The following is an 18,237-nucleotide window of genomic DNA, read 5'->3' as shown; positions in this document are numbered from 1 at the left end:
CCTCAGACCAGCCAGCACTTGGACGGAGCGCGGTAGTTCATCATCTCGGCATTCGGATCGTCCACCCAGCCGCCGATTTCCGCGGACCGGATCCCCGCCACGAATTCGTTGAACATCGGCAGGATCAGACCGCCCTCGTCCCGGACAATATGCGCCATTTCCGAGTAATCGGCCTTGCGCTTGGTCTCATCCAGTTCCGCCCGTGCCGCCAGCAGCAGCTCGTCGAATTTGGCGTTCTTAAACCTGGTGTCATTCCATTCCGCAGTGGACAGGTAAGCGGTGGAATACATCTGATCCTGGACCGGACGCCCTCCCCAATAGCTGGCGCAGAAGGGCTGCACATTCCAGACATTGGTCCAGTAGCCGTCATCGGGCTCAAGCTGGATCTGCAGCGGAATGCCGGCGGCCTGGGCCGAAGCGGCAAAGAGGTTCGCCGCATCAACCGCGCCGGGGAAAGCACCCGGTGCCGTGCGCAGGATGATCGGGCTGCCGTCATGGCCGGATTTGTCATAAGCCGCCTTGGCCGCCGCCGCGTCATATTCGCGTTGCGGGATGCTGTCGTCGAACAGCGGATAGGCCGCATTGATCGGGAAATCATTGCCCACAGAGCCAAGCCCGCCGAGCACCTTTTCCACCATCTCGTCGCGCTTGACCGCAAGCTTCAGCGCCATGCGCAGATCGTTATTGTCAAAGGGCGCGGTGTCGACATGCATGATAAAGACATAGTGGCCGCGACCAACCGCGCGCCGCACTTCGACGCCTGGCGCACCCGCCAGCAGCTGCGCGATTTTCGGGTCGATCCGGTTTATGATATGAACCTGACCCGATTGCAGCGCGGCAGTGCGGGCGGTGTTGTCGTTGATCGAAAGAATCTCGACCGTATCTGCGTGACCCGTATTCGGATCCCAGTGGTTCGGGTTCTTTTGCAATACGTAGCGGACGCCCGGCTCGAAGGTCTCAAGGATATAGGGGCCGGCACCGATACCGGCATTGGGATTGTCGTATCCGCCACCGGGCTGGATGATCAGGTGGTAATCGGTCAGCAGGTAAGGAAGGTCAGCCGAAGGCGCATCAAGCGTCAGCGTCAGCTTGTCGCCTTCCGCCTTCATATCGGTAATGCCCTTGACGATCCCGAGCGCGCCCGACTGTGCCTGTTCATCGGTATGGCGTTTGAAGGTCGCAAGCACGTCTTCGGCAGTGACCGGCGCTCCGTTCGAGAAGGTCACCCCCTGGCGGATCTTGAAGGTCCAGACTTTCGAATCCGGGCTCGACGAGACCTCTTCGCCAATCCGGAAATCAATGGTTCCGTCCGGCTTCATATCAACGAGCTGCTCGCCCCATTGCGCATTGCCGACCTGCGGCACGACCGAAGCCGCCAGCGCCGGATCGAGCGTATTGGTGCTTTCGCCGCCTGCCAGGCCCACACGGAGGGTGCCGCCCTTTTTCGGCTCGGCCAGGGCCGCTTTGGTGAACAGCGCCGAGGCCAGCGCGGCAGAGACGCCCATCGCGGTGGTCCGGCCGATGAATTCGCGGCGGTTCATTTTGCCGGCGCGGGCACGGGCGACCATCCAGTCGAGTTTCTCGGACATTCATTTTCTCCCTGTCGGTTTTCTGTCGGTTTTTTTCCGGTCCGCCTTTTGGCATCACCGGATTCTGTTTTTGATTATTGAGTCAATAAAAGCGTGAAGCGCGGCATCGGGCAAATGTTTTCGTTGCGGACAAACCCTGCGGTTGTCCGTCGAGACCAGACAGAGGCAGATGCCCCGGAATATATCAGTCTCTGGTTGTCCATGCTGGCCGCACCTGTTCCGGCACAACCGCGATGATGTGAAAGATGAGGCGGGGCAAAGCTGCCCCCGGGCCAGGCCCGTCTGTCTTCAACCATATTGCGGCAAACATAAACGCGCGCCGTCCAGGAATGCAACCCATTGGCAGAAAAGACGTTCCTGGCGGCGTTTTCGTCAGCACAGCAAGGGCCGGGCCGATCCTGTCTCTGTTGGCATGGCACCTTTGCGGGCGATCTTGCCCGTTTTGCCTCGGTGATGCTGCCTTGCCCGGAATGCGTCATGGCTGCCTTTCAGAAGGGAGCGCGTAAGCCCGAGTAAATCCACGATCCTTCCGAAAAGTAGCCTGAAAGCGGCAGGTCTTTGTCTGAGAACGCCCTCGCGCCCGGAGGGAGCCGGAAATGATCTTGCGCCGCATCGGAACACGCGCCACCAAATTGCGAAATCAATACCGTCTGCAGGGGAATGAAGATGAATGCGCGTCCGAATATTCTGATCCTGATGGTCGATCAGCTGAACGGAACGCTGTTTCCCGATGGCCCGGCCGCCTTCCTGCATGCGCCCAATCTCAGGAAGCTCGCGGCGCGCTCGGTGAGATTCGCGAACAGCTATACCGGCAGCCCGCTTTGCGCGCCGGGGCGGGCTTCGTTCATGTCAGGCCAGCTGCCGCGCCGTACCCGCGTCTATGACAATGCCGCCGAATTCACCTCGGATATCCCGACCTATGCGCATCATCTGCGCCGCGCCGGCTATCAGACTGCGCTCTCGGGCAAGATGCATTTTGTGGGCCCCGATCAGCTGCACGGGTTTGAAGAACGCCTCACGACCGATATCTACCCCGCCGATTTCGGCTGGACGCCCGACTATCGCAAGCCGGGCGAGCGGATCGACTGGTGGTATCACAACCTGGGCTCGGTCACCGGCGCGGGCGTGGCCGAGATCACCAATCAGCTGGAATATGACGATGATGTCGCCTTCCAGGCGGTGCAGAAGCTTTACGACCTCTCGCGCGGAGGGGATGCGCGGCCCTGGTCGCTGACCGTCTCTTTCACCCATCCGCATGACCCCTATGTCGCGCGCCGCAAATATTGGGATCTCTATGAAGGCGCCCCGGAATGCGAGCCGCCCGGGACCATCCCTTTTGACCGGATGGACCCGCATTCAAAGCGTCTGATGGAGGCCTGCGATTTCCGCGCCTTTGACATCACACCCGACCATATCCGCCGCGCCCGTCAGGGCTATTTCGCCAATATCTCCTATATCGACGACAAGATCGGCGAGATCCTCGATGTGCTCGACGCCACGCGCCAGGAGGCGGTGGTGTTCTTCGTCTCAGATCACGGCGATATGCTGGGCGAGCGGGGCCTGTGGTTCAAAATGAACTTCTTCGAGGGCTCGGCGCGGGTGCCGCTGATGATCGCGGCGCCGGACCTTGCGCCGGGTCTCGTGGAAACCCCGGTCTCGACCATCGACGTGACGCCGACGCTTTGCGCGCTGGCAGGGATCGATATGTCAGAGGTGATGCCCTGGACGGCAGGATTCGATCTTTTGCCGGTCGCCGCAGGGGCAGCGCGCGGCCCTGTTGCGATGGAATATGCGGCCGAGGGCTCGATCTCGCCGCTGGTCTGCCTGCGTGAGGGGGCCTGGAAATACATCCGCTGCGCCGCAGATCCCGATCAGCTTTATGATCTCGCCCATGACCCGCTGGAGCGCCAGAATCTGGCCGGTGACCCACGCGCGGCTGAGGTTCTGGCCTGGTTCCGGGCCGAGGCCGACCGGCGCTGGGATCTGGCCGCCTATGATGCAGAGGTGCGCGAAAGCCAGGCCCGGCGCTGGGTGGTTTATGAGGCATTGAGGAACGGGGCCTGGTTCCCCTGGGATCATCAGCCGCTCCGCGCCGCATCCGAGCGCTACATGCGCAACCACATGGATCTCAACGTGCTGGAGGATTCCAAACGCTTCCCGCGCGGCGAATGATCCCTCGCCCGGCAGCCGTGTTTTCAGCAAATGTTCACAATGCTGTTATCAGGTAGTCCCGTTCCGGCGGCTGTGCGATCCGCGCCGGATAAGGTAAACACAGGCGGCATAACCGGGGGAATCGGTCCGTGATTTCAAGACGTGGATTGCTTGCGGCGATGCTCGCCAGCGCGGCGCTGCCAGCTTGCGGCGAGGTGATGACCTCTTCGCCGCGTCCGAAGCTCAGAGGCGATGGCCGCGGCGACGGCAAAGCGGCACCGGGGCAGAAAGCCGCTGTGACCACCGATGCCGAGGCGCTTGTCCAGGCGGCGAAACTGACGGGAACGGTTGGTTTCGTGCTGATGGATGCAAAGACCGGCGCGGTGCTCGAGGGGCGCGAAGCGGGGACAGCTCTGCCGCCGGCCTCGGTGACCAAGGCAGTCACCGCGCTTTATGCGCTGGAAAGGCTCGGGGCAGGGCGGCGCTTTGCGACCCGTCTTCTGGCCACCGGCCCGGTCCAGGGCGGCGTGATCCAGGGGGATCTGGTTCTTGCGGGCGGCGGCGATGCCACGCTGCAGACCGATCAGCTGGGCGATCTGGCGGCACGGCTGGCCAAACGCGGCGTCAGGGGCGTCTCGGGGCGGCTGCTTTATTGGGAGGGCGCGCTGCCCTATGCGGCGCGTATCGCCGCTGATCAGCCGGACCAGGTCGGCTATAACCCGGCGCTTTCGGGGCTGAACCTGAATTTCAACCGCGTGCATTTTGAATGGAAAAAGGCCGGCGCCGACTGGTCGGTCGCGATGGATGCCCGGGGCGAGCGGTTTATCCCCCAGGTCTCGATGGTCGGGATGAAGGTCGCCAGCCGCGAGACCCCGCTTTATACCTATAAGGGCGGCGCTTCGCGCGAGGACTGGACGGTCGCCTCCGGCGCGCTTGGCAAAGGTGGCTCGCGCTGGCTGCCGGTGCGGCTGACCGGGCTTTACACCGCCGAGGTCTTCCGCACCCTCGCGAAAGCCCAGGGCGTGACCCTGCCCGAGGGCCAGGCGGTCCAGGCCCTGCCGCGCGGCGATGAACTCGCCCGGGTGGAAAGCGAGGCGCTTCCCGAAGTCCTGCGCGGCATGCTGCGCTGGTCCACGAATATCACCGCCGAATGTTCGGGGCTGAGTGCCTCGGGCGCCGGCAATATCGCCGAATCGGGCCGGGCCATGACCGCCTGGGTGCGGCAGAGCTTTGGTGTCGGCGCGAGCTTTGCCGACCATTCGGGCCTCGGTGGGGCTTCACGGATCTCGGCGCAGGATATGGCGCAGATCCTGCTCCGCGCAGCCCGTGACGGGCGCGGGCTGAAGCCGATCCTGCGCGATGTCGGCATGAAAGACGCGCAGGGCAAGGTGATCAAAGGCCATCCGGTCAAGGTCATGGCGAAATCCGGCACGCTGAATTTCGTCTCGGCTTTGGCGGGCTATATTACCCCGCCAGGCGGGCGCGAGATGATCTTCGCGATCTTCACCGGAGACCCGGCCCGCCGCGATGCGGTTCCGGTCGCCGCGCGCGAGAACCCGCCCGGATCCGAAGCCTGGATCAGCCGCTCGCGCAAGCTCCAGGGGCAGCTGATCAGCCGCTGGGCCTCGCTTTACGCCTGACATCAAGGGCGCGGGGGACCCCGCGCCCTGTTTTACCTGTCTGCCCCTGTCTGTGTTGCGAGGCGCCCCCCTATTTTGCGAGGCTCTGCGCCAGTCGCATCAGGGTCACCGCTTCGATCCGGTAGCCGAAGTCATCCTCACCCCGCGCGGCCACCGCAAGTTTGATCGCATCGCCGTAACCCCAGTCGCCGGTATAGGCCGAACCCTGCAAAAGCTGGCCAAACCCGGCAATCGCTGCCGCGAAACGGGTCTCATCCGAGGCCGGTTCCATCCCGGTGATCGGGGTTTCCTTCAACTGAGAGATGCTTTCCCCCGGCTCTTTCCAGCGCAGCCGCAAAAAGCCCATCTCATCACTGCCGCCGCCGGTCACCGCCCCGGAGGAGCCATAGCGCAGCGGGTCATTTTTCAGGCCCGCCGAACCCGGCGCCGTCACCTCATAGATCGCCGTGACTTGAAGACCCGCACCGATCTCGCCGGCATCGACCTTGTCATTGTTAAAGTCTTCCCGCGCCAGCGCCCGGGTCTCATAACCGATAAGCCGGTATTCCGCGACCTGGGCCGGGTTCCACTCGACTTGCACTTTTACATCATCTGCAATCGGGAAAAGCGCCCCTGTCAGCTGGTCAACAAGCACTTTTCGCGCTTCTGACAGGCTGTCTATATAAGACGCTGTGCCATTGCCGTTCTGCGCCAGCGCCTGCATCACCGCATCATCCAGATTGCCGCGCCCAAAGCCCAGCACCGAAAGATAGGTGCCGCCGGCGCGCTTTTTCGCGACATAGGCCTCAAGCCCCTCAGGGTCCGAGACCCCCACGTTGAAATCGCCATCGGTTGCCAGCAGGATGCGGCTGACCTCGCCATCGCCCGCCATTTTCGCGGCCAGTTGGTAGGCGAGCTCCAGCCCCTCAGCCCCGGCGGTCGAGCCGCCCGCCGACAGGCTGTCCAGCGCGCTCAGGATCTTGTCACGCTCGCCCGCCGGGGTTGGCTCCAGCACGGTGCCGGCGGATCCGGCATAGGCGACGATGGCGACCTGATCCTCGGGCCGCAATTCGGGCAGCATCAGCGCGAGCGACTGTTTCAGCAGCGGCAGCTTGTTCATGTCCTGCATCGATCCCGAGGTATCGACAAGGAAGACGAGGTTCAGGGCCGGCCGGGCGGCGATCTCGGGCAGTGCGCCCTGGAGGCCGATGGTCACCAGCCGCGTGTCGGGGTTCCAGGGCGTCGGCATCACCGCGATTGTGGTGGCGAAAGCCTCGCCCCCTTCGGGCGCGGCGTAAGCATAGGGGAAATAATTCACCATTTCCTCGACCCGCACCTGATCCGGTGCGGGCAGCATGCCTGCGTTCAGCGTCGAGCGGATCACCGACCAGGAGGCCGTATCGATATCGGTCGAAAACGTCGAAACCGGTTCTTCCACGGTGACCCTGACCGGATTGGCCGCCGCATTGGCATAGTCCTCGGTCGCGGGGGCAGGGGCAGGCAGATAGGCCATGTCTCCGGCGGGCATGATGCCGTTCGAGACGCGCAGACGTGCCTCATTCATCGGCTGCGAGGGAGCCTCCATCAGCATCTCGTCTGCAGAGGAGGCCTCAGCCGCATATTCAGCCCTGCCGCCAGGAGCGGCCTCTTTCGCAGCCCGCGCGGCGGCCTCCGGTCCCGGATTTTCTGGCTGGGGGGCTGGTTTTGGCGAGCCGTCCTGAGCAGGCACCTCATCGGCGGCAATCTTTGCTGCGGCCTGCGGTGCGGGGTCTGGCGCCGTGACGACCGGCTCTTCCCCGGCTATTTCGGTCTGGGAGGATGCGGTAAGCGCCGGTTCGGGGGCAGGCGCATTCTGGGCGGGGATATCGCCGCCCGGACTTGCCGTGCCGGTGACGCCGGTCGTGCCGCCGCCGATCCCGGGAATATTGCCCAAAGGCAGGAAAATCGCCACGCCGACCACCAGGGCCGCCGCCGAAGTCGTTGCCAGCAAGGCCGGCTTTGAGCTGAGAAATTTCATCATCTGTCGCACTCCGCCAAAGAAGCCCGCCTGCCGGGGCGCATCTGCCCCCGGGCGGTCTTCCTTGTGACGCGACGCCTCTGCCGATCCCTGGAGCCGGTCGAAATTTTCCATCGCCAGGGCCAAAGCACGGGTGCGGGCCTCGGGGTCCGAAGCCGGCGCGCGTTTCAGCGCTGCATGCAGATCGTTCAGCTCATCGGTCATTTTCCGACCTCTCTTGCCGCGATCACCCGCAGGCGTTTTTTGACCTCTGACATCCGCCAGCTGATGGTGCCCTCGGTCACGCCAAGAACCTCTCCGGCCTGGGCCTGGGTCATTTCCTCGCCCAGGACCAGCGCCACCGTGTCCCTGAGTTCAGAAGACAGCTGCGCCATGGCCTGATGCAGCCAGATCTCGGCCTCGCGCCCGGTTTCGATCTCGTCCTGGCGCGCGATCTCCCAGTCCCCCCAGCCCTCGGCGGCCTTTGAGCGCGTTGCCTGGCGGCGGCGCTGGTCATGGGCGGCATTGACCACCACGCGGTATAGCCAGGTGGTGAACCGCGCCTCAGAGCGCCAGTTCCTGAGTTTCACCGGCAGCGCGGCGCAGATGTCCTGCGCCAGATCCTCGGCGTCAGAGCGGTTGCCGCTCAGCCGCCAGGCCAGGCCGAAAATGCGGTCATAATGCCGTGCAACCAGGGTCGCAAAGGCCGCGCGGTCGCCTTCGGCCGCGGCGCTGGCAAGGGTTTCGTCGGGCGTATCCATCAGCATGGTGCTAATCAGACGCGGCCCGGCTGGCAATCCCTGGAGGCGCGGGACATTTTTTTCCGCAGCGGCCTTCTGGTCCCGCAGTTTTGCCGCCTTGTCGCGCCGGCGGCTTTGCAGCAGGCTCGCCCGCGCGGAACCTCGCCGCAGCTTTTGGCAGACCACTCCGCTGCCCCAGGGAGAGATGACATGGTCCGCGTTGCGCGTTTCGCACTTGTTCAGGCCGTTTTGCTGCTGGGCGCTGCCATGCTGACGGCTTTTCTGGTCACCTTGCCGGCTTTTGCCGAAGAGGCGGGGCTCGAACGGGCGTCTGTCCCGGAATGGGTGGATTATCTTCCTGATATCACAGCGCTTTCCGGTATCGGAAGCGACGAGACCGACCGCCCGCGCTATCTGCTGAGGGAAATGCAATTCACCTGGGAGGGCGGCAGGCGCCAGATCTGGGAACGCCAGGTGATCGAGATGGCCACCGAAGGGGCCGCCACCGAAGCCGGTACACAGATCTTCGACTATAACAGTGCGCTTGAGGATTTTACGCTGACGGGCGCCTCACTCTGGCGCGATGGCGAGGAGATCCAGCTCTGGAACACACCGCAAATGGCGGTCGAGCTGTTCAGCGCAAGCTATGAGGCCAGCCCGCTCAATCCGCAGTATTTCGTCATGATGACCTTCCCCGGCCTGCGCGCCGGGGACAGTCTCGATCTGTCTTTTCTGCGCAGATCGCGCCCCGATCTGTCGGATCCGGAGCGCGGGCTTGACCTGGAGGCGGTGGCGCCGCTGCAATTCGACGACCGCGTCACGCTTGCACGGGCCGTGGTGAACTGGCCGGCGGGGCGAGAGATTTTCACCCCGGCCTTGCCCGATGAGGTGACGCTGGCAACCGGGCCGGTTGCGGGCGGGGGCACGCGCTATGACTATCAGCTTTTCGATTTCATCACGCCCCCGGGCGAAGAACTTGTGCCTTCATGGGTCGATGAACGCGCGGTGTTGCGGGTCAGCGGCGATCGTGACTGGGGACGGATCGCGACCATATTGGCGGGCCATTATGCGGCGGACTGGCCGCTTGGCCCCTGGCAGGCGCGGGTCGATGCGCTGCGCCCGGCCGATGGGGGCGCGATCACGACCAACGAGATCGCGGCCGCGCTTTTGCTGGTGCAAAACGAGATCGGGGACAGCGGCGTTCCCGGGGTGACTGGCAGGCGGCTGATGACCCCGCCCGCGGAAGTGGCGCTGAGGGGGCTGGGTTCGGCTGCGGAAAAGGCATTGCTCTTGCGGAGCATGTTGCGGCGGCTGGGGGTCGAGGCCGATGTTGCGCTGACCAGCTTTGACTATGGCCGCGCCCTTGACCGGCTGCCACCGTCGATGGCCTTCCTCGATCTGGCGCTGGTACGGGTGGAGCTGGAAGGGCAGGTCTGGTGGCTCGACCCGTCCCGGCCGCCGCAAGCGGCGCGGCTCGAGGCCATGAGCCCTCCCGATTTCGGCTTTGCGCTGCCGCTGGTGGCGGGCATCACGCAGCCGCTGGTGGCGGGCATCACGCAGCCGGTGGTGATGGAGGCGGAACCTGCCGCGATCTGGACCAGCGATGTGAAGGAGACCTGGCGTTTCACCCCGGCGGGCCTGTTTCTCGACGTGGCCTCAGAACATCGCGGCTCTGCCGCCGATGATCTGCGCTACCGCTATACCGAGCTTGGGATCGGGGACATTTCCGCCGAACTGCTCGGTTATTACCAGATCGTTTTTCCGCAGATGGCCATGATCCGGGAGCCCGATTTCACCGATGATGCGGAAAACAACATCGTGCGGATGCATGAGCGCTATTTCCTGCCGGCTTCGGTCATCAGGGATGAGGGGGTAATGACAGGGTTTGCGCTGACAGCCGAGGATTTCACCGCGCAATTCCCGGCGGGCGGGGCAGATTATCTTCGTTCCAGCCGGCGGAAATGGCCGATGATCGGGCTGAGCCCCGGCCATTACCGGCATCGGGCCGAGCTCCGGGGCCGTTTTGGCAGGCTGACGCCTCCGCAGGCGGTCCAGCTTGAGAATCCGGCTTTCAGCTACAGGCTTGAGGGGGCGGCGCCAGGGCCGGGCCAGCTGGTGCTGCAATGGGATTTCACCGCCATGTCGACGGATATCGCGCTGAGCGATCTGCCCAAAGTGCTGGACGACGCACAGACAGTCCATGAGACGACCTGGTTCAATTACGATCTGGATTAGGGGCGGGGCAGGTCTGACCTGAGTCCACCCCTCCATCGGGCAGGATGAAGGGGGGCGCCCGGTCCCGGATCTCAAAAGATCGTACTCCGGTTCCTGTCCTCTGGCCGGCCGGGGGAATTGCCGGCCAGAGGCCCGCCCGGGTCTCATCCGCCACTGCTCGTTTTCACGAGCGGGTTTCTTATGCCCGCCCGCTGTAACCCGCCGCAGCGGAGCCTGAGATCAGGCCGGGTTCAGAACAACAGCCCGTCATAGACGGCAAAGGCGCCGCCAGTGGTGCGCAGATTGCCGGAGGCGCCTGAATCACGCGCCCAGGCCGAAACGGCGTTATACGTGCCGGTGCCGAACACGCCATCGATGCCGCCATTGTAATATCCGGCGCGACGCAGCTGGCGCTGGATCGCTTTGCGTTCGCCAGGGCTATAGGTGTTGAACGCCTGGCCCGCCGGTGTCGAATAGACCGAGCTGTAGCTCTTGGTACTGCGGCGCGGCTCGCGGTAGACCGGCGCGGGCTCATAGTAGCGCGGCTGTTCAACATAGCGTGGCTGTTCGACATAGCGGGGGGGCTGGTGATCCCGGCGGTGCTGACCGTTCTGGATCAGCTGGTCGACGATGATCGCCGTGGCAACGCCGGCGACGAAACCCTGTTCCTTTTTGCCCCAGGCAAGCGCGGGCATCGAGGTCAGCGCGACCGAGGCGGCGGCCAGCGCCGCTACAATACCGGCCCGGAATTTGCCGCGTTGGTTTCTGGCGGTCCCGCTTTTGACGGTTTGATGTCTGTCATAACTGGTAACAGGCAGCATGGCATGTCCTTTCCTGGATTGGCCTGCGCTCTCCTCTCCGGTCGTGCAGAGAACCGGATCGGGGCGCGATGGGTCAAATCTGGGCCAGAGATGTCTGACAGGCAAAAACGCCCCGTTGATATCAGATAGCAGCCCTGAAATCAGGGGCTTGGCGAAACAGGAAAGGGGGCGCCCCGGCGCCCCCTTGAGTCTTTCAGATCCCTTCATCCTCCGGACATCCCAAGAGGCGGCGCCCATTGATGTCCGGGGGCCAGATGCCCCAGGCAGGCTGGCTCAGACGCTGAGGCAGATATACTTCATTTCGAGATAGTCTTCGGTGCCGTGATGGCTGCCTTCGCGGCCGAGGCCCGATTGTTTGACGCCACCGAACGGCGCCTCTGCAGTCGAGATCAGCCCGGTATTAACGCCCACGATGCCATATTCCAGCGCTTCCTGGACGCGGGTGATGCGACCGATATCGCGCGAGTAGAAATAGGAGGCGAGGCCGAAAATGGTGTCATTGGCCATCGCAACCACCTCTTCCTCGGTCTCGAACCGGAAGAGCGGCGCCAGCGGGCCGAAGGTCTCTTCGGTGGTGACCAGCATTTTCGAGGTGACATTGGTCAGGATCGTCGGCTGGAAGAACGAGCCGCCAAGCTTGTGCCGCTTGCCACCAAGCGCCACCACCGCGCCTTTGGCGGTCGCATCGGCGATGTGCTCTTCGATCTTTTCAACGGCGGCCTCATTGACCAGCGGGCCAAACTGCACCGGTTCGGAAAGCCCGTCGCCGACTTTGGTCTTCGCGACCGCCTCGGCAAGCTTTTCGGCAAAGGCATCATAGACGCCGGCCTGGACATAGATCCGGTTCGCGCAGACGCAGGTCTGGCCGTTGTTGCGGAATTTCGACAGCATCGCGCCTTCGACGGCGCGGTCGAGATCGGCGTCATCGAACACGATGAAGGGCGCATTGCCGCCAAGCTCCATCGAGCATTTCATCACTTGATCCGCCGCCTGGCGCAGCAGGATGCGACCCACTTCCGTGCTGCCGGTAAAGGTCAGCTTGCGCACGATGGGGTTCTCGCAGAACTCCTTGCCGATATCCGAGGACCGTTTCGAGGTGATGACCGAAAAGACTTCTCCCGGGATGCCGGCACGCTCGGCCAGGACCGCAATCGCCAGCGCAGAAAGCGGCGTCTCGGCGGCAGGACGCGCAACAAAGGCGCAGCCGACGGCCAGCGCCGGGCCACATTTGCGGGTGATCATCGCATTCGGGAAATTCCAGGGCGTGATCGAGGCGACAACGCCGATCGGCTGTTTGATCACCGTGATGCGCTTGTCGGGCTGATGTCCGGGGATGGTCTCGCCGTAAACCCGCTTGGCCTCTTCGGCGAACCATTCGATAAAGCTCGCGCCATAAGCGATCTCGCCTTTGGCTTCTGCCAGCGGTTTGCCCATCTCGGCCGTGAGGATGGTGCCGAGATCATCCTGGTTTGCCATCATCAGATCGAACCATTTCCTCAGGATCTGGCTGCGCTCTTTCCCGGTGCGCGCGGCCCAGGCCTTTTGTCCTTTTTCCGCCGCCGCGATGGCGCGGGCTGTTTCGGCGCGGCTCAGGTTGGGGACGCGGGCAATCACATCGCCGCGTGCCGGATTGATCACCTCGAAGGTCGAGCCGTCATCGGCATCGATCCAGGCGCCGGCAACATAGGCCTTTTCGACCAGAAGCGAGGGATCTTTCAGAAGCGAACGCAGATTGGTGACGGAATCAGGCATGAAGGCCTCCGCTGAAGGGTTTTCCCTCAGGTGGCATCCGTAAGGCCACTTGTCTACTGTCGGACGCACGATCAGTCCAGTTGCGGCGCAAATCCGGCAAGGGCTGGCGGCATTATGCGGGGCAGATCGGGACGCTCCTCGGGGAGTATTTAAGTCAGGGGAAATGCCGCTTTCCTCCTGCTCCGGATACTCCCGCCGGAGGCATCCGGAAAAGGAAAGGCGCGAAGGCCTCAGCTGTTCGCGTGCATCCGTTCGATATAGGCGCGCATCTCTTCGGCTTCCTGGCGGGCCTCGCGCAGCCCTTCCATCGCGGCGCGCAGTTCGGCTTCGGTCTGGCTGATCTGGTTGCCAAGTTCGGCCTCGCGGCTTTCCAGCCAGACAATTGCCTGATCACGCATTTCTTCGGTCTCATGCAGCGACTGCGCCAGGCGTTCCAGCTCGGTCAGGTCATTGCCGGCATTGCGCGAGAACCGGTGCAGCAGCCAGTGGCAGAACCAGCCAAGCGCAAAGGCCAGCAACAGGATGACCGAAGTGGCAATGATGAATTCTGTCCGGTTCATGCAAATCTTCTTTCCTGGTCCCGCTGGCGCCATCCGGGCGACGTATCCGGGGTTATCAATCGGGCGCGCGGCTCAGTTCTGGCCGGCGCTGGCAGGGCGGGTTTTCGGGCGGATGGTCTGCTCTGTCGGGGCCAGCGAGGGGCCGTTATAGGTATAGACAATTTCCGGGCCTGGCTCAGACGGCGCCTCCGCCGGAGCGGGGCCGGCTGCGACAGCCGATGCGGGGGCAGCGGGCGATGCGGCCTCCGGCTGAGCAGTTCCTTGCGCGGCAGGCACCTGGACATCGTGCTCGCCCGCTTCATCAGCCGGAGTTGCCGGATCATCGGGGTCGGAAGAGCCAAGCACCAGGTCTTCGAGATCTTCATCCTCCGGGGCGGTGGCGATTTCGTCACCTGTGGGGGCTGTTTCTCCGGCAGGTGCCGCTTTTGCCGGCGTTTCGGGGGCGACGGCGCCCTTCAGGCTGAATTCGATGCGGCGATTGGCTTCGCGCCCGGCCTCGGTTGCGTTATCCGCGATGGGGGTGCTTTCACCATAGCCGATGGCAGTCATATTCGAGACATCGACGCGACGGCCCTGCAAGGCCATCAGCACCGCCTCTGCCCGGGCCTGGCTCAGCGCCGCATTGCCGCTTTCAGAGCCCTGCGAATCGGTGTGCCCGGCGATTTCCATCTGCAGCGCGGGGCAGCGTTTCAGCACTTCGGCGATCTCATTGATCAGCGGCCCGGCCTCGGAGGCGATCTCGGCCGATCCCGGCGTGAAGGCGATTTTTGATTTCGCCATGATCGCGGCCACATCCGCAGCACATTCCGCAGGTGTCGGCAGCGCGGCCAGCGGGTCGAGCTTTTTGTCATAGGTGACTTCGACGCGGAAATTGCGGCCCTGGCCCAGTTTCGACGACAGGATCTGGGTGATACGGCCGCGCGCGTCCTGACTGCCGGTCACGCCGCGCAGCTCGACCGTATCGGCGCGGACCACAAGCGTGCCCTCAGCCAGCATCGACAGCGATTCGAGCCCCGCCAGCACCCTTGACGGCCAGCCATCGGGCAAAGCCGGGTCCAGCAGCGTCGCCACATAGACATTTGACGCGCCGAATGAGGCCCTTGCATAGGCATCAACCGCCGCCTGCTGCACCTCATCGACAAGGCGGCCACGCAGTTCGACCCGTCCCCCGGTCACAAGGCGGGCGGTGAATTCCTCGGGGCCACGGATCACGGCTTCGGTCGAGGGCGGCACCGGTTGCAGCGAGAACACATCCGGCAGGCCGGCGCGCAGATCGCCAAGCGCGGTGTCAAAGGCCTCCTGCGTCACGCCCTCGCCGGCTTCAAAGGTAATATCCGCGTCTGAGAAGGTCACGCTGCCCTGGCCCATGGCGCCAAGCTTGCGGATCGCCAGCGCGGCCGCGTCCGACCAGCGCGGCGTCGGGGTGCCAAGACCCACGGTGCAGATCGCCGGCCCCTCCATCCCGGTCGCGCCTGCGGCCGCCAGAATCAGGCTGCGGGCGCGTTCGGTATCTGCGGAACAGGCGTCAAACCGCGCGCCGCTGCCATCAACGACAAAGCGAAGTGTGAAGGGCGTGATCACGGGGCGCGGCGCCGAAATCGCGGCATCAAGCCTGACCGAGGCCGGTTTGCGCTTGCCAAGCTCCGTTTCAAAACGCCGCTTTTCCGCCGGGCTTTCGGCGATGGCGGTCACCCGTACCTCACCGGCCGAGACCGAGATTTTCGAGCGTTTCAGCAAAGACAAAGCCTCAAGCCCGAAGCGCAGCGAGGCGTCCCAGCCCTCGGGGGCCGGCCAGTTCGCGGTTTGCAGCATATTGGCGGGCGCGCTGTCTTCGGCGGTAAAGGAATTGGCTGCTGCCGCAAGGCCTTCGGAATCCAGCTCGCCCTCATTGAGGATCGCCGGGATCAGGCCGATCAGCTGGATCCCGTCATCATTTCGGAGCATCTCGACCGAGAAGCGCGGCGCCTCGATGGCGGTGGTGGGGGCGACTTCAAGCCCGTCGCGGATCCGCGAGCTGTCAACAAGGCTGCCGACAAGGTTCAGCGCCCGAAACCGCGCCGCCTCGTTTGGGGCGGTGCCGCTCAGTCCCACCTGCATCCCGTCGGTCGCCACCCCGACCCAGTCCATCCGCGCTTCGGTCAGGCGCTGACCCAGCACGGCCCGGGTTCGGTCTTCGATCACCAGCACCGTGCAAAAGGCGATGCCGATCATCAAAAGTCCGGCAATTGCGAAAGCAAGGGCACCGAGAGCGGCACGGGGCAGGGTGAGCAGACGTTGCGGCAAAGGAAGACCCGGGATTTGCGGAACCGTAGGAGTCCCGCAGGCCACGGGAACCGGGCCGCCGGGATCGTCCCTCTACCTAGGCGCTTGGGCGGCAGGGATCAATCAGAGGAAGACTGCGACGGCAAGAAACAGCACAGGGATCAGACCGGCATCACGGTTCGATTTGAAAAGCCTGAGGCAGATGGCCGGATCATCCGCATCCAGCTGCCGCAACTGCCAGAAGAGATGCAGTCCGAAGGCCCAGATGCCGCAAAGCCCCATCAGAAGCGGCAGGAGGCCCCGGCCAGCGGGTATGGTGAGGATCACCGCCGCCGCAAACAGCAGCACCGAAAGCACGAGAAAGCCCGCAAGCCATTGACCGGTCCGGTCGGCAAACAGCCGCGCGGTGGATTTCACCCCGATCAGCGCGTCATCTTCCTTGTCCTGATGGGCATAGATCGTGTCGTAAAACAGCGTCCAGGCGATACCCGCCAGCCACAGGATCACTGCCGCGATCGGCAGATCTCCGGAATGTGCCGCCCAGAGGAGCAGTGCCCCCCAGTTGAAGGCGAAGCCAAGAAAGACCTGCGGCCACCAGGTGAAGCGTTTGGCGAAAGGATAGATTACCACCAGCGCCAGCGAGCCCACGCCAAGCGTGATCGCCAGCCGGTTATAGCTGAACAGGATCAGCGCCGCGATCAGCGCCTGGGCCACCATCCAGATCACCGCGCCTTTCACCGTGACCTGGCCCGAAGGCAACGGACGCGAGCGGGTCCGCGCGACCGAGGCATCGAAATCGCGGTCGGTGATGTCATTCCAGGTGCAGCCCGCGCCACGCATCAGAAAGGCGCCAGCCCCGGAAGAGGCCACCAGCCACAGATCCCACCAGGAAAAACCAGACCCGTCATTCGCCGCCAGCGCCAGCGCCCAGAGACAGGGAAGCCATAAAAGCCAGGTCCCGATCGGCCGGTCTGCCCGCGACAGCCGCAGGAAGGGCCGCGTCACCGGCGGGGCGAGGTGATCCACCCAATTGCCGCGCGGCGCATCCGCCACCTGGCCGCTGCTGATCCTCGCAGCCGTGGCCTCCAGCTGATCGGCAAGCCGTGCCGCTTCGACCGGCGACAGCAGATCATCCCCTTCGGGCTGGCCGCTTCCCTCTGGCGTTCTGTCTGTGGGCGCCATAGTTTCGCCTCCATGTCCGGGCCGAAAGTCAGACTTCATGTAGATCAGCCCCTTGGGGAGGGGCAAGCCGTCGCAGTCCTTGAGGGGGCGGCGAATTATCTTTTTGCCGTGATGCGGCTGGGGGCAGGCGCCGAGGTGCTTTTGTTCAACGGGCGTGACGGCGAATGGCGCGCGCGCGTGGCCGAGGCGAATAAACGGCGCGGCGTTCTGGTCTGCGAAGCGCAGACGCGGCGGCAGGATTTCCCGCCGGATCTGTGGCTTTTGTTCACGCCGGTCAAAAAGGAACGTACAAATTTCATTGTTGAGAAGGCGGTAGAGCTGGGGGTGGCGCGTCTGATGCCCATCTCGACCCGGCGCATGAATGCCGAACGGCTCCGGCTCGATAAGCAGCAGGCCCATGCCACTGAGGCGGCCGAGCAATGCGGCGCGACCTTTGTGCCCGTGATCAGTGATCTGCAACCGCTCGACCGGATTCTGGCGGGCTGGGATCCGGCGCGGCGGATCTATTGGGCCGATGAGATCCGGGCGGGGTCTGATGGGATCTGGCCGGGCGCGCCGGGCGCGCCTGCGGCGATCCTGATCGGGCCGGAAGGCGGCTTCACGCCCGAGGAACGCGCGAAACTCGACAGTCTCGATTTTGTCAGCCCGGTCGCCCTTGGCCCCCGGATCCTGCGCGCCGAAACGGCGGCGCTGGCGGCGGTGACGCTCTGGCAGCGCACTTTCGGGGACTGGGCATGATCCGCCCCGGGATCATCGCCGGCGCGCGGCGCTGGCAGGGTGTGATCGAGGGCGCGGCTTTCCTTCTGTTCGGCAGCTGGATCTTTGCCGGCGGCACCCTGGTCTGGCAGCTGCCAGGGCTGGCGGTGATGGCGCTTGGGCTTGGCTGGGCGGTCAATGGCTGGCGGCGTATGCGCTTTCAGGCTGACCCTTCGGCGCCCGGGCTGATCGAGGTGGACGAGGGCCGCATCCGGTTTTTGCATCCGGTGATGGGAGGCGAGGTCAGCCTGAATGACCTTGCAGAGCTGAAGCTGGTCACGCTCCGGGGGCGCAGGCTGTGGCAGATGCGCGACCTCTCGGGGGCGCGGCTGATCGTGCCGCTCGAATCTGCCGGGGCCGGGGATCTCGCCGATGCGCTGACCAGCCTGCCAGGGCTGACGGCCGCAAGCCTCGTGGCGGCGCTTGATGCCGATGTAGCGCCGCAAGGCAGCACGCTGCCCTCGACCGGCGCGCGCGAACATCTGGTCTGGACGCGGCCCGGCAGCGGCATCCGGCCTGTGTGAGTGGCCAACCGACTGGCCCATCCGAAACGCCAGCTCACAGGACCTGTGCATCTGGCGGGCTTGACAATATC

Annotated in this window: 13 protein-coding genes; 5 read left to right on the top strand and 8 right to left on the bottom strand. The window is 64.2% G+C overall.

All coding sequences use genetic code 11. The features are described 5' to 3' along the window. Window positions 1–2 precede the first annotated feature (2 nt). Window positions 3–1,589 (bottom strand): ABC transporter substrate-binding protein, encoded by a 1,587-nt coding sequence (locus AC4FS3_RS07990; RefSeq protein ID WP_491020095.1) that lies wholly within the window; start codon window positions 1,587–1,589, stop codon window positions 3–5. 666 nt (window positions 1,590–2,255) lie between these two features. On the opposite strand from AC4FS3_RS07990, the gene betC reads away from it, so the two are divergent. After that, window positions 2,256–3,761 (top strand): choline-sulfatase, encoded by a 1,506-nt coding sequence (gene betC, locus AC4FS3_RS07985; protein ID WP_491020094.1) that lies wholly within the window; start codon window positions 2,256–2,258, stop codon window positions 3,759–3,761. 128 nt (window positions 3,762–3,889) lie between these two features. After that, window positions 3,890–5,380, top strand: coding sequence for a D-alanyl-D-alanine carboxypeptidase/D-alanyl-D-alanine endopeptidase (dacB, locus tag AC4FS3_RS07980; protein WP_491020093.1), 1,491 nt, complete (start codon window positions 3,890–3,892; stop codon window positions 5,378–5,380). A 70-nt stretch (window positions 5,381–5,450) separates the two neighbouring features. Here dacB and AC4FS3_RS07975 read toward each other — a convergent pair whose 3' ends face one another. Then, the gene (locus AC4FS3_RS07975; protein ID WP_491020092.1) at window positions 5,451–7,580 is read right to left on the bottom strand and encodes a vWA domain-containing protein; all 2,130 of its coding nucleotides are present in this window, start codon (window positions 7,578–7,580) and stop codon (window positions 5,451–5,453) included. Further along, the gene (locus AC4FS3_RS07970) at window positions 7,577–8,116 is read right to left on the bottom strand and encodes an RNA polymerase sigma factor (RefSeq protein WP_491020091.1); all 540 of its coding nucleotides are present in this window, start codon (window positions 8,114–8,116) and stop codon (window positions 7,577–7,579) included. The genes AC4FS3_RS07975 and AC4FS3_RS07970 overlap by 4 nt, the downstream gene beginning before the upstream one ends. 189 nt (window positions 8,117–8,305) lie before the next feature. Here AC4FS3_RS07970 and AC4FS3_RS07965 point away from each other — a divergent pair, with 189 nt between their 5' ends. After that, window positions 8,306–10,330: a hypothetical protein gene (locus tag AC4FS3_RS07965; RefSeq protein ID WP_491020090.1), complete on the top strand. Its 2,025-nt coding sequence runs from the start codon at window positions 8,306–8,308 to the stop codon at window positions 10,328–10,330. A gap of 230 nt (window positions 10,331–10,560) precedes the next feature. On the opposite strand, the gene AC4FS3_RS07960 is transcribed toward AC4FS3_RS07965, so the two are convergent. From AC4FS3_RS07960 to ubiA, 5 genes are all read right to left on the bottom strand, one after another. Then, on the bottom strand, window positions 10,561–11,130 hold the full coding sequence (locus tag AC4FS3_RS07960; protein WP_491020089.1) for a peptidoglycan-binding protein: 570 nt from the start codon (window positions 11,128–11,130) through the stop codon (window positions 10,561–10,563). 273 nt (window positions 11,131–11,403) lie between these two features. Further along, window positions 11,404–12,882, bottom strand: a complete 1,479-nt coding sequence (locus AC4FS3_RS07955) for an NAD-dependent succinate-semialdehyde dehydrogenase (protein ID WP_491020088.1) — start codon at window positions 12,880–12,882, stop codon at window positions 11,404–11,406. Between the two features lie 230 nt (window positions 12,883–13,112). After that, on the bottom strand, window positions 13,113–13,442 hold the full coding sequence (locus tag AC4FS3_RS07950; protein WP_249499193.1) for a hypothetical protein: 330 nt from the start codon (window positions 13,440–13,442) through the stop codon (window positions 13,113–13,115). A 72-nt stretch (window positions 13,443–13,514) separates the two neighbouring features. Then, window positions 13,515–15,725, bottom strand: a complete 2,211-nt coding sequence (locus tag AC4FS3_RS07945; RefSeq protein ID WP_491020087.1) for an OmpA family protein — start codon at window positions 15,723–15,725, stop codon at window positions 13,515–13,517. Between the two features lie 102 nt (window positions 15,726–15,827). Beyond that, complete coding sequence (ubiA, locus tag AC4FS3_RS07940; RefSeq protein ID WP_491020203.1) at window positions 15,828–16,757, bottom strand: 4-hydroxybenzoate octaprenyltransferase; 930 nt, start codon at window positions 16,755–16,757, stop codon at window positions 15,828–15,830. Between the two features lie 141 nt (window positions 16,758–16,898). On the opposite strand from ubiA, the gene AC4FS3_RS07935 reads away from it, so the two are divergent. Then, window positions 16,899–17,624, top strand: a complete 726-nt coding sequence (locus tag AC4FS3_RS07935) for a 16S rRNA (uracil(1498)-N(3))-methyltransferase (protein ID WP_491020086.1) — start codon at window positions 16,899–16,901, stop codon at window positions 17,622–17,624. After that, window positions 17,621–18,166: a hypothetical protein gene (locus AC4FS3_RS07930; RefSeq protein ID WP_491020085.1), complete on the top strand. Its 546-nt coding sequence runs from the start codon at window positions 17,621–17,623 to the stop codon at window positions 18,164–18,166. Before AC4FS3_RS07935 ends, AC4FS3_RS07930 begins: the two co-directional genes overlap by 4 nt. Window positions 18,167–18,237: the final 71 nt, after the last annotated feature.

Source organism: Pseudogemmobacter sp. TB195, from assembly GCF_058313095.1.
The sequence above is the reverse complement of the archived record's forward strand: the minus strand, read 5'-3'. Positions and strand labels throughout refer to the sequence as shown.